Genomic DNA, 12,452 nt, shown 5'->3' on the forward strand with positions numbered 1-12,452 from the left:
AACAACTTTATTTTATATTATTTTAAAATTCCCATATATTCAACTAATAAATTTCCAGCATAATATAATATAAAAAACATAATTGTTGATAATATTGCCCTTTTTATACTCCAGTTCTTACCTTTAAATCTTTTGAAAAAAAACGTTAAGAATCCAAATCCAATTGCTGTTACTAAGGATCCAATAAAAGTATTCATAACAAAAATATCCAAAATGAAATATCTATTATTATACACCAAAATATCCCTGAAATCAGTTTAGCTGTAGCTTTAAAGTATGTTTACAATATTACTGATCTCAGAAATATCTTTATAGCTATTTTCTAAATAAATTAGAAACAGTGTTCCTCCATTTTACGGATGACATTGATTGTACTTATCTATCAAACCGTTAGCAGCTCCTCCTAATCCGCCTACTAGTGCTGTTTCCGGACCAAATGGTGCACCAGCTACTGCTCCTATGCCTCCGTGTATGGCAGCTGCTGTAACATAATCGCTTGTTTCACAACTTGGTGCCGTATGGCATTGATTGTATTTATCTGCCAAGGTGTCACCAGCTCCTGCTAATCCACCTCCTATTGCTCCCTTGACAAAGCCAGTAGCGACACCTCCCGGTCCAGAAAAAATACCTCCAACTGCACCAGCAGCACCTCCCATTAATGTTCCTACGATACCGCCTGCACCTGATGCTTGGGAATGAGCGCCTACACTACAATCATCTTCTTTTGGAAAAAGCCAACTTGATGAATGTGAACTGCTGTATGAATCACTTGATGAGCTTGAACTACCCATTTAAATCCTCTTTTAATTATTAAAATGACGTATCATTATGATACGGAGAATTTATTCCATGCATCGCAAATTAGTGTCAAACATAATTTTAACAAAATTGATAAAAGTTTTTCATAAACAATAAACACATTATGTATATGTTGTTGTTTATAAAAATATAACTTTTAATTAAATAATAATACTATTTACAATACTGTTTAAATATGCGACATGATGCGCTGTTTTCTCTTAACAAAATCATAAAAGCGAATGAGTAATTCTCCTGAAAAGTTAGTATCCTTCTCTTGGTTTACAAGAACAACAAAGAAATATATTTATTATGTCATCGAACTCAGTTGCGTTGCTGTTGTTTTGCGTTTGCTGGGCTTGGTAAACCCTTTTATTTTTCAAGCAATTATTGACCGTATTCTTCCTTTTCAACGCATTGAAAGCCTCTATGCTATCGTTATCCTTATGATTGCTATCATGCTGTTTAGCACAACTCTTAGCTCCCTCTCAGGCTATTTAGGAGCTTATTTAGCCAATCGACTGACATTAGAGTTTGGACGTCGCATCTATACCCATGTGTTAAGCCTCTCCTTGCCTATTTTACGCACTTGGCAAGTAGGAGAACTGTTCACACGAATCGGAGAGGTTGATACAATTCGCGGTTTTTTAACGGGAACCATTGCGACAACCGTACTGAATGTTCTTTTTGCCATTATTTATATTGCTGCACTCTTTTCCATTAGCCCACAACTCACTTTTATCGTTCTTATCATCTTACCCTTACAAATGGCTTCTTTAGCATTGGTTGGTCCTTTTTACGGCACCAATTACGCCGTGCTTTCACCCTGCAAGCTGCTCATCAATCGCGTCTCATTGAAAGCTTTACTAACCTTGAAGCGATCAAAGCGCATGTAAAGGAGCCAACCCATACGATACGCATGCAAGAAACTTTAACTCTTAGTTTAGATCAAAGCCTCACAACCAGTAAACTGCATCTTCTCAATGGAGCCATGAGTCATATTTTTGGTGATCTTTTCACTATTTTTATTATCTTTTTTGGTGCTCAAGCCGTTCTTCAAAATCAAATTACCCTAGGGCAGCTTATTGCCTTTCATCTCCTCGCTGGTAATGTTTCTGGTCCTATCTTAAGCCTTGCATCCCTATGGGAAGAATGGCACCACTTAAAAATCTCTCGTCTTCGTTTGGGCGATATTCTTAACTCCCCTCCAGAATGGGCAAAGGAGAAACCACCTCTTCAACTTACTACAATGCCTCATCTTGAAGCTAAGAACATCTGCTTTTCTTATGGAGAGAAGTCCATTATCAAGCATCTTGATGTTTGTTTACAACCTGGGCAACCAATTATGTTACTTGGTCCTTCAGGGTGCGGAAAAACAACCTTGGCCAAGCTCCTTTGTGGTCTCTATCCTCCTACAAGCGGGCAGATATTGATTAATGACCAACCTTTACAAAATTTTGATGTCCGTAGCGTGCGTGAAACAATCGCGTATTTTCCCCAAAATCCTTGCCTTTTTTCCGGAACCATTCTTGAAAATATGCTTCTTGCTAAACCAAATGCCACTAAAGATGAAATAGACACTGCGCTTTATGCTAGTGCCTGCCATGATTTGATTGCTCAATTGCCTCAAGGACTAGATACCCAAGTGGGTGAGCAAGGAGGATTTTTATCAGGTGGTCAGCGCCAACGTTTGGCTTTGGCTTGTTTCTTTCTGATAAATCCAAGCCTTCTTATTTTGGATGAACCTACTTCCGCATTGGATGATACTGTCAGTGCACAGATTGTTGAGCATTTATATAAACTTTCGCAAGAACGCATCGTTCTCGTCATTACCCACAAACGTGATCTCTTTCCTCAGCACGCAACTGTCTTAAACTTTGCTGATCTGGAGGTAAAAAATGGCGGATAAGACTCCTTGTTTACGCCCTTTGTCACCAACGCTTCATATGGTGGTTGCTGTTTTAATTGCCTTATTCCTCTTTATTGTGATCGGAAGCTTTATTGCAAAAACAGAGATTGTTGCACGAGGACAAGGAAGTGTTATTCCCACCGCTTACGTTCAGCTGGTCCAAGCACAAAATACAGGTCGCATTGAGAGAATTCTTGTAAAAGAAGGGCAATTTGTTCATCAAGGTGATCTCCTTATTCAATTAGATCAGCGCGAAGCTATTAATGAACGCGCACGTGTTCAAGCAGATATCGAACAGCAGACTCTTCAAGCACAAATCGCAACAGCTATTTTAACAGCTTTGCATGAAAGTGATCCTTTAGATAAAGATTTTGTAACCAAAGGTCTTGCCTATCTGCCAGTTCCTCCTTCTAGCAATAAGACTGCAAGAATAGAAGGGGAAAAACTCATTAGCGCTACCCTTCAATCTCTCCAAGATAAATTAAGAGCACTAAAAGCACAAGCGGACCGTGTCGAGCGCAGCGGTGCAACACAACATGCGCAATTAGATAGGCTGGAAGATGATCGTCAATTAAGCCAAGGAAAATTAAAAGCTGCAAAAAGCCTGATGGAAACAAAAGTCATCAGCCAAGCTCTTTATTTAGAGCGTTTACATGATCTTAAAAATGTAGAGCATGAGATTTTAACCAATCAAAGGCGCTTGGAAGAAAATGCCGCCGAACTAAACACCCTCCAGCAACAACGACAAAGCCTCATTTCCGATGAAGTCGCCCGATATCGTCAGCTTTCGCGTGAAACAGAACTGAATCTTCAAGGATTAAAAGCAAAGCTTGATAGCACTCAATACCGCCTTGACCATTTATCACTCTATGCCCCCGTTGATGGCCGGATTGATGATCTAAGTATCCACACTTTGGGTGGTTTTGTCGAGACTGGGAAAACTCTCATGTGTATTGTCCCAAGCGCAGGAGGTCTCATTGTTGAAGCGTTTTTTGATAACCGTGATATTAGCTTTTTAGAAAAGGGCCAACGTGCTTATATAAAGTTTTCTGCCTTTCCGCCTGAACGGTTTGGTGTTATCTACGGTACAGTTGTTAATGTGGGCACGACAGCACGCTATGATAAAGAAGTTAATGGTGCCTATGCTGTTTTGATCAAAATTGATCAAAATTATATTAGTTTGAATGGTAAACAGCTTAAATTTATCCCAAGAATGACCGTGACAGCTGATGTCATTACAACAAAACGGCGTCTCATTTCCTATTTCTTTGAACCTATCACTAAAATTTTAGAACAATCCCTACAGGAAAGATAATGTGTGCAAATGAAAACTCTTTACCATCACTCATAGACCCTCTTACAGCTTTAGGAGCTATGATGGTTTTAATGCTTCAATCCCCCTTACACCGCCGTTGGCGGATTTGGGATGTCGAATTCAATATAGGACCAGCCTTACGAACTGGGCAGTACAAACTCTATAAAAATGAGCGCGGAGAATTTTGTGCCTTTGTCACTTGGGCTTTTTTAGATGAAAAAAATCATCAATCTATGCTTGAAAAAGGAGAGCTTTTATCCAATGCCAATTGGCAAGGTGGAGAATATATATGGTTCATTGATTATATCGCACCATACGGTAATACTGCTGTTATCGTACGCGATATGCAACGGCATGTGTTTCCTCATCAGCAGTATTGTTATGCGGTCCGACGTAATGAAGATGGTGGAATACGGAAAATTACCCGCTGGTGTTGCTATAGAGCGCAAAACCCATCCAAGTAGCTTTCTAGCCCAAGTAACGAGAACTTTATCCCCCTCTTCCAGACGCTCTCATGAATTAAAACCTCAAAAAATCACTTTTTAAAATATTTGTCTAAACTGTACTCAACATTCGCCGAGACGCCTTGGGTATGGCTTTGTTTGGAGCCCCTCTTCTATGAAATTATCAGCACTCTTTCTTAATTTCATTCTTATTATTCGTGTTTTAGTGCGCCTTGTTTTTTTAAATTATAAAATTTAAGTGCATAGAAACAAATAATAAGCCAAATAATCCAACTAAAACCTATAATCAAAACTGGCCGCGTATCATCAAAAAACCATAACAAAATAAAAATAAAAACCATAAACAAAATAGAAAAAATCGATCCTATCGGCCACAAGGGAATTGGAAATTTTAAACCGCATTGCTCTTCTTTAGACATTTTAAGCCGCATAAAAACCTGAGAAAGTAAAATCATCATCCAAACGAAAACCGTTGCAAATGTTGCCATTGCTGCAATGAGAAAGAAAAGCCCTTCATGGTAAAAATAATTAAGGACAACACCAAGAAGGAAAATGATAAAAATTAATAAAATCACAAAAATTGGTACACCATTTTTTGACAAATATTGAAATCTCTTTAAAGCATAACCTTCCTGTGATAGCCCGTGTATCATACGACAAGCACCATACATTCCGCTATTCATCGCCGAAATAGCTGCTGTAACAACAACAATGTTTAGAATATTTGCGGCGGATGAAATCCCAAGATTTTCAAAAATTGAAACAAAAGGACTATCCATCAATCCAATTTTATTCCAAGGATAAAGTGACATTAAAATAGCTAAGGTCATGACATAAAATAATAAAATACGAACTGGAGTAGAATTAATTGCCTTTGAGATCGTTTGATGAGGATTTTGCACTTCCATCACTGCCATCCCTATGATTTCTATACCACCAAAAGCAAAGACGACAACGCTAAAACAAGCCAAAAAACCAAACCAACCATTGGGAAAAATACCACCATTTTTCCATAAATTATGGATACTCACAGGAGAGGAATTTGCACTTGTATTCCAACCATACAAAATAATTGCTATCCCTAAAACAATCATGGCAACAATCGCAATAATTTTAATGGAAGACAACCAAAACTCTAGTTCACCATAGACTTCTACTGCTGCTAAATTAATCCCTGTAATGATGAGTGTAATACTCAGTGCCCATATCCAAGGTGCAACATCAGGATACCAAAACCCCATATAAGTGGCAAAAGCTGTAATATCAGCCAAACCAACAAGAATCATCTCAAATACATATGTCCACCCTGTTAAAAAACCGGCCAATGGTGATATATAATTTGCAGCATAACGGGCAAAAGAACCTGGCAGCGGATTATGAATAATCATTTCACCCAAAGCCCGCATAACCATAAAAATAGCTAAACCCGCAATACAATAAGCAATCAAAACACTTGGACCAGCAAGCTTAATTGCTTGAGCAGAGCCGTAAAAAAGACCGGTTCCAATAGCAGAGCCAAGAGCTAAAAAAATAATTTGGCGCTTGCTCATACCTCGCTTCAGTTCATTTGTTCCCATTTCTTTCTTTCTTCACTGAAATGTTGACCAAACCCCATACCTCAACACTCGCTTTATGATAAATAAAGCTTCATGTTTCTCTCACCAATATATCGTAAAAAAGCACTAAACAATGACTAGGCAGAAACTCTACCTTAAGCAATGAAAAAATACTTTTATTGTGAATAATTCAGATTTTTTATAGCCTGCAATTTTGTATCATTTTCTTTAGATCAAGTGATAATAAATTTTTCAATAATTGTCATTGAATTCATTTTTACAATCTCTCTTTTTCTACAGAAAACATATCAGCTTTAATGCAATATCACCCTCCTTATACTTTCTTTTCAGTTTACTGAGATAAATGCTTAAAACTCGTACTGCTATAGCTTAAAAGAAAATACATTCAATTTTTTTAGTGATTTGAAAAAACTCTCTCTTTCTTTTTGAGCTCATAACAATCACAAACTATAAACAATGACGTATGAATAAACTTCTAAAACCAATTAAAAATTTATTCAATGATAATGATAAAGTGAATCGCGCCAATCTTCAAAGGCTTGAGAAAGTGCAGCCCCAGTCCATCTTTTAAGAACTCTAACCGCCTTAAACGCTAGTCTTCCAAGGAAAAAAACGATTGCAGAAAAAACAGCCTTTTCAATCTGTTGTCCAATAATAGATCTACGATTTTCTCCGGCATTTTGATCTGAAATACGCATAACAGCTCTCTTTTTTACCTGAACAAGAATATCTTTCTCTTGTGCTACCATAGCAATAAAAACGCCCCTTTGAGTTCTCCTTTTCCAAAGATTCGCATTAACCTCCACAATTTGCGCAAACAAAAAAACAACGGCTATTAAAATACATAGTATACTATTTCTAAACATTTGTTTCCTCTTTGTTTTAATTTTTAAAATATAAAACTATAAAACATTTAAAAATAAAAAGAACAAATAATAAATAATTTTATTTTATAAAATTATACATAATAAACTTTGTATAATGATAAACTATAATTTATTTCCGTATCTATAATATACTAATAATCTGTTTCTAAAATATTAGCTTTTATTGATAAATCAGCCAACCATGAAATACAATATTCAGAAAATAATTGGACACATATCTTTTTAAATATTCAAATATATTCTTGCTTTCTCTCAATTTTCTATGAAAATCTATGAGAATTCAAAAATCAAATACCTCTTCTTTATTATTGGTCTTAAAACCGTATTATTCTGGTTCTAATTGAGGAAAAATTGTTTCCGGTAATACAGATAATAAATACCCTTCACGCACCAGAATGTGCCCCTTATGAAGATCTGGAGCCAGATAGCGATCTTCCTTAAGAGTGTCAATATTTTTACGTAAATATTCCATAACAGATTGCAAGAAAGAGCTTGTTTTTAAAGGTGCACGATATTCGATCCCTTGTGCTGCAACAAGCGTTTCAATGCCAATGATCATAAAAAGATTTTCACTCATTGCTAATAACCGACGAGCACCATGGCAAGCCATTGAAACGTGATCTTCCTGATTTGCTGAAGTTGGCGTTGAATCAACTGAAGCAGGATGTGCCATTTGTTTATTTTCAGACATTAAAGCAGCTGAAGTTACTTCAGCAATCATAAAACCTGAATTAAGACCCGCATTTTGTGCTAAAAAAGCTGGAAGTCCATAAGAGACTGCTGGATCAACCATAAGAGCAATACGCCTTTGAGAAATAGAACCTATTTCACATAAAGCAAGAGCAATCTGATCGGCAGCAAATGCTACAGGTTCAGCATGAAAATTTCCACCTGATACAACCTCACCATCACTTAAAATCAACGGATTATCTGTAACCGCATTTGCTTCAATAATGAGTGTTTTTGCTGCTGCAAGAAGAATATCAAAGCAAGCACCCATAACCTGTGGTTGGCAACGTATACAGTAAGGATCTTGTACACGATCATCACCACGCAAATGTGCAGCTCGAATTCCTGAATCCTCTAAAAGCTTTTCTAATGTTTGCGATATAGCAATCTGCCCATAATGGCCCCGTAAAGTATGAATATCAGAATGAAATGGTGCCGTTGATCCCATGATAGCATCTGTTGTTAATGCTCCCGCAAGAAGCCCACCACACAATGCACGATGACTATGAAAAAGACCAGCAAGAGCAAGTGCGGTTGATGTTTGAGTACCATTGATAAGCGCTAGACCTTCTTTTGCTTCTAAAATAATAGGAGATAACCCTGCTTTCTTGAGAGCGGACGCCCCACTCATGCGCATATTTTGAAAGAACGCTTCGCCCTCTCCCATCATCACAGCAGCCATATGAGAAAGTGGGGCAAGATCACCTGATGCACCAACAGATCCCTTTTCAGGAATGACAGGAATAACGCCTTTCTCAAGCATATTTTCTAGCAAATGTATTAACTCTAAACGAACACCGGAAGCCCCTCTCCCTAAAGAAAGAAGCTTCAGGGTCATCATTAAACGCACTATATTTTCAGCTAAAGGTTCTCCCACACCACAACAATGTGACAAAATAAGATTTCTTTGTAAAAGAGCTACATCATTTGCATCAATTTTAATCGACGCCAATTTGCCAAAACCAGTGTTGATGCCATAAACTGGCTTACTTCCAGCAGCAATTTCAGCAATGCGTTCTGCTCCCTTCCTGATAACGGAGTGCGTATCATTGTGAAGTTTGCTCACTTCCCCATTGAAATAAATAGTCTCAAGTTCGCTAAGCGTTACCTCACTCGGTTTTAGTATAATAGTCATAATTTTCTTTCTTCTTTATAGATTAAGTATAATACTTAGCATTCTTGATCTTTCTATAAAACAAAAAAGATATGGCCTCTCTTTAGACAAATGAAAATCTTCCAGATAAATAAATTCTGCTTATTTTTTCATTATAACAACAAGATCAAGCATTTACCTTTTTAAGCACCACTTTATCAGAAAAATCTTTTATGCATCCTTTCCCAGCTTGAGATAGGATCCGCCTTTTTATTGTTTGAGAAATCTATTGCGTATTTTCTGTGTTCCAAATTCCCTTTTAGAATACTTGAAATCCTTTTGATTAAGTTATTACAAGTATAAATATTTTTTATGTGCAATAGAAAATAATATTTAAAGTATAAATAAAAAAATAATAAAATTCATATAATAATATACAATATATTGTAACTTTGTTAAGTTTTTTACTTAATAAATAATAGTTTATTTAAAATAATATATCATCTAACGAAGCAGTTATGATAATGAAAAACTTATATGTTATACATATTTGAAATTTATAGATTTTTCTATATTAATGTTATGGGAATGTACCAAAAATAGATAAGCTCAATTATATAATTAAATTTATAAAAAACATGTAAATAAAAATTATGAATAATATAAATCGATACCGTTTTACGAATATTTTTATAAAATATTCTCTTAAGTAGATAACAAAATACAGTTCTTATATTTCAATCCATTTCTGACGTAATAAAATAAAATGGCTTTACGTGATAAATTTTTTATTGCTCATTTTTATCTAAATGCGAAGAACGCGAAAAAAAAGATTACACAAACAGCAAAAAAAATTAATTCGCTAACATCATTTGTTTATCTGTACATAATGAATCAATATCACCCATAACTACTTCACAAAAAATAGTTTTGCTTTTCTTAGATAAGATATCACATGATATAAAATGAAATTGAAAAGTTTGGTGCACCCGACAGAATTCGAATCTGTGACCTCTGCCTTCGGAGGGCAGCGCTCTATCCAGCTGAGCTACGGGTGCGTATAACTGAACAGTGACCTTTTAACTGATCATACTCTCAGCTTCAATGAAGAATTAGCATTCTTTTAAAAATACTTGTTTATGGTTTATATCCTCACACAATCTTTTCGCGCTCTTCTGCTCTGATACATTAGCTTAAACAGATTACTTTTTATACATAATCTGTTTTCTTACAAAAACGGCTTTTATATACAGCTTCAAAATTCCTCCAAAATGCGCTAAAAATAAATTGTGAATATCAGGATAATTCTTAATGATGACATTACCAAACCGCTTTCATTTTATTTCCTCTGAAACTGAGGAAGCTATCAGAGCTACTCATAAATTAATCTCTGTTTACGGTCATTTTTCCCTGAAAGAAGCTGATGTTGTTGTTGCAATCGGTGGCGATGGAACAATGTTACAAACGGTACGGGACGTTATGAATACCGGAAAACCTATTTACGGTATGAATCAAGGCTCTGTAGGATTTCTTATGAATGAATTTCACGAACAAGAATTGCCAACCCGTATTGCAGCCGCGCATAAAAAAGAAATCCATCCTCTGCGTATGATTGCAGAAGCTGAATGTCAAGGAACTATTGAAGCGCTAGCAATTAATGAGGTCTCTCTCTTTCGTCAATCTTATCAAGCAGCTAAAATTCGTATTAGCATTGATAACAATATACGTATGGAACAGTTAAGTTGCGATGGTATCCTTGTTGCTACACCAGCAGGATCTACTGCCTATAATTTATCAGCACAAGGGCCTATTTTGCCCCTTATGGCCCCACTTATGGCACTCACTCCTGTTAGTCCTTTTCGCCCTCGTCGCTGGCATGGAGCATTGCTTCCCAATACGGCAATAATACGCTTTGATATGCTCGAACCAGACAAACGCCCTGTAAATGCCGCAGCCGATAATGTTGAAGTAAAATCTGTCCATTCAGTTACTATTTCAACAGCAAAAGAAGTAACAGCCTCAATCCTGTTTGACTCTAACCATTCATGGGATGAACGGATTTTATCAGAACAATTTCGCTATTAATTATTGTATTATACCTCCTATACGTATATGGCTGTTATAGTTGACTTTTTTGTGAAAGCGCCTTAACCCTCTTAAAAGAGAGTAGACTCCTTAATCTTATAGATAGTTCGGATAGAGAAATTAAAATCACAGAGCAATTGATAGAAAAATGATACCATCTTTAAAGAGTTTTGATGATTTAGGTCTTTCGACAAAGGTTATTAAAGCAGTAAAATCCGCAGGATATACAGTTCCAACGCCTATTCAGAGTGGGACAATTCCCCATGTACTTCAAAGAAAAGATGTTCTAGGAATCGCTCAAACAGGAACGGGAAAAACAGCTTCTTTTGTTTTGCCTATGCTCACACTCCTTGAAAAAGGTCGTGCAAGAGCACGAATGCCTCGGACTCTCATCTTAGAACCGACACGAGAGCTGGCAGCCCAAGTTGAAGAAAATTTTGATAAATACGGTATAAATCATCGTTTGAATGTTGCACTTTTGATTGGTGGCGTTTCTTTTGAACAGCAAGATCGTAAACTTGAACGAGGAGCGGATGTTCTTATAGCAACACCAGGACGCCTGCTTGATCATTTTGAACGCGGTAAATTGCTGATGATGGGTGTTGAAATTCTTGTTATTGATGAAGCTGATCGCATGTTGGATATGGGATTTATTCCTGATATTGAACGTATCTGTAAACTCACCCCTTTTACGCGTCAAACTTTGTTCTTTTCCGCAACAATGGCACCAGAAATTACCAAACTAACAAAGCAATTTCTCCATTCTCCTGTCTCTGTTGAAGTGACAAAAGCATCCTCAACAGCAACAACAATTACACAGCGCCTCGTCAAATCTGGAAATAAGTCATGGGATAAAAGAGCTGTTTTACGAGAACTTATTCACAATGAAGGTGATGAACTCAAAAATGCTATTATTTTTTGTAATCGAAAGAAAGATATCTCTGAACTTTTTAGATCCCTCGTCAGACATAATTTTAGTGTAGGCGCACTACATGGGGATATGGATCAGTATTCACGTACAAATACACTCAATGATTTTAAAAATAATAAACTCAAACTGCTTGTTGCTTCTGATGTTGCTGCCCGTGGACTCGATATCCCAGCAGTAAGTCATGTTTTCAACTATGACGTTCCTACACATGCCGAAGACTACATTCATCGAATTGGTCGTACAGGACGTGCAAATCGTAGCGGCAAAGCTTTCACAATTGTCACAAAGGATGACCAAAAATATATCAGCGCCATTGAAGAAATGAGCAACGAAAAAATTGAATGGCTAAATGGAGATCTCTCTACTTTAACAACCAATGATCAAGAAGACAAAATCGTTTTAAAGAAAAAATCTCCAAAATTAGCAAAGAAAACGGCTTCCAAAGAGCGTACCATTCAAACGAAAAAGTCCTTGCAAAACGATAAGCTAGATTACATCCAAACTGCAAATAATAAAGCAAAACCTTCTGCACAACATTTCCTTCGAAAAAACAAAGACTCTCCCTTGCTTGGATTTGGTGATAATATCCCAGCATTTATGCTCATAAAAATCCGTAATTAGTCCAGAAATTTGCTATCTTTATGGGGCAAAAAACAAATAAAAT

At 36.5% G+C, this 12,452-nt stretch carries 9 protein-coding genes, 1 tRNA gene and 1 pseudogene; 6 read left to right on the plus strand and 5 right to left on the minus strand.

The features are described from left to right. Positions 1–353 precede the first annotated feature (353 nt). A complete protein-coding gene (locus tag NPX99_RS03920) occupies positions 354–791 on the minus strand; it encodes a hypothetical protein (RefSeq protein WP_269030600.1) in 438 nt (145 codons plus the stop codon). A gap of 249 nt (positions 792–1,040) precedes the next feature. On the opposite strand from NPX99_RS03920, the pseudogene NPX99_RS03925 reads away from it, so the two are divergent. The 4 genes and pseudogenes from NPX99_RS03925 to NPX99_RS03940 form a co-directional block, all read left to right on the plus strand. Beyond that, positions 1,041–1,861, plus strand: a pseudogene (locus tag NPX99_RS03925) (ABC transporter transmembrane domain-containing protein); the annotation flags it as partial. A 282-nt stretch (positions 1,862–2,143) separates the two neighbouring features. Next, positions 2,144–2,707: an ABC transporter ATP-binding protein gene (locus tag NPX99_RS08760; RefSeq protein WP_329957935.1), complete on the plus strand. Its 564-nt coding sequence runs from the start codon at positions 2,144–2,146 to the stop codon at positions 2,705–2,707. Then, the gene (locus tag NPX99_RS03935; protein WP_269030602.1) at positions 2,697–4,022 is read left to right on the plus strand and encodes an HlyD family type I secretion periplasmic adaptor subunit; all 1,326 of its coding nucleotides are present in this window, start codon (positions 2,697–2,699) and stop codon (positions 4,020–4,022) included. Before NPX99_RS08760 ends, NPX99_RS03935 begins: the two co-directional genes overlap by 11 nt. Beyond that, entirely contained in the window at positions 4,022–4,486 is a 465-nt protein-coding gene (locus tag NPX99_RS03940; protein ID WP_269030603.1) for a toxin-activating lysine-acyltransferase, read from the plus strand. Before NPX99_RS03935 ends, NPX99_RS03940 begins: the two co-directional genes overlap by 1 nt. A gap of 191 nt (positions 4,487–4,677) precedes the next feature. Here the strand turns inward: NPX99_RS03940 and NPX99_RS03945 are convergent, their stop codons facing one another. The 4 genes from NPX99_RS03945 to NPX99_RS03960 form a co-directional block, all read right to left on the minus strand. After that, a complete protein-coding gene (locus tag NPX99_RS03945; RefSeq protein ID WP_269030604.1) occupies positions 4,678–6,063 on the minus strand; it encodes an amino acid permease in 1,386 nt (461 codons plus the stop codon). 497 nt (positions 6,064–6,560) lie between these two features. Next, positions 6,561–6,929 carry a hypothetical protein gene (locus NPX99_RS03950; RefSeq protein ID WP_269030605.1) on the minus strand — a complete coding sequence of 123 codons (369 nt, stop codon included), beginning with the start codon at positions 6,927–6,929 and terminating at the stop codon, positions 6,561–6,563. Positions 6,930–7,275: 346 nt separating this feature from the next. Continuing rightward, positions 7,276–8,814 (minus strand): histidine ammonia-lyase, encoded by a 1,539-nt coding sequence (gene hutH / locus NPX99_RS03955; protein WP_269030606.1) that lies wholly within the window; start codon positions 8,812–8,814, stop codon positions 7,276–7,278. A gap of 939 nt (positions 8,815–9,753) precedes the next feature. Continuing rightward, positions 9,754–9,830: transfer RNA gene (locus NPX99_RS03960), tRNA-Arg, on the minus strand. Between the two features lie 253 nt (positions 9,831–10,083). Between NPX99_RS03960 and NPX99_RS03965 the strand changes: the two genes are divergently transcribed. Further along, complete coding sequence (locus NPX99_RS03965; protein ID WP_269030607.1) at positions 10,084–10,857, plus strand: NAD kinase; 774 nt, start codon at positions 10,084–10,086, stop codon at positions 10,855–10,857. A 148-nt stretch (positions 10,858–11,005) separates the two neighbouring features. Further along, on the plus strand, positions 11,006–12,409 hold the full coding sequence (locus NPX99_RS03970) for a DEAD/DEAH box helicase (protein ID WP_269030608.1): 1,404 nt from the start codon (positions 11,006–11,008) through the stop codon (positions 12,407–12,409). Positions 12,410–12,452 lie beyond the last annotated feature (43 nt).

The organism is Bartonella sp. 220B (assembly GCF_026930205.1).
Lineage (GTDB): Bacteria > Pseudomonadota > Alphaproteobacteria > Rhizobiales > Rhizobiaceae > Bartonella.

Coding starts and splice junctions, on each gene's coding strand:
- NPX99_RS03920 (WP_269030600.1), bottom strand. CDS start 791: ATGGGTAGTTCAAGCTCATCAAGTGATTCATACAGCAGTTCACATTCA.
- NPX99_RS08760 (WP_329957935.1), top strand. CDS start 2,144: ATGTTACTTGGTCCTTCAGGGTGCGGAAAAACAACCTTGGCCAAGCTC.
- NPX99_RS03935 (WP_269030602.1), top strand. CDS start 2,697: ATGGCGGATAAGACTCCTTGTTTACGCCCTTTGTCACCAACGCTTCAT.
- NPX99_RS03940 (WP_269030603.1), top strand. CDS start 4,022: ATGTGTGCAAATGAAAACTCTTTACCATCACTCATAGACCCTCTTACA.
- NPX99_RS03945 (WP_269030604.1), bottom strand. CDS start 6,063: ATGGGAACAAATGAACTGAAGCGAGGTATGAGCAAGCGCCAAATTATT.
- NPX99_RS03950 (WP_269030605.1), bottom strand. CDS start 6,929: ATGTTTAGAAATAGTATACTATGTATTTTAATAGCCGTTGTTTTTTTG.
- hutH (WP_269030606.1), bottom strand. CDS start 8,814: ATGACTATTATACTAAAACCGAGTGAGGTAACGCTTAGCGAACTTGAG.
- NPX99_RS03965 (WP_269030607.1), top strand. CDS start 10,084: ATGATGACATTACCAAACCGCTTTCATTTTATTTCCTCTGAAACTGAG.
- NPX99_RS03970 (WP_269030608.1), top strand. CDS start 11,006: ATGATACCATCTTTAAAGAGTTTTGATGATTTAGGTCTTTCGACAAAG.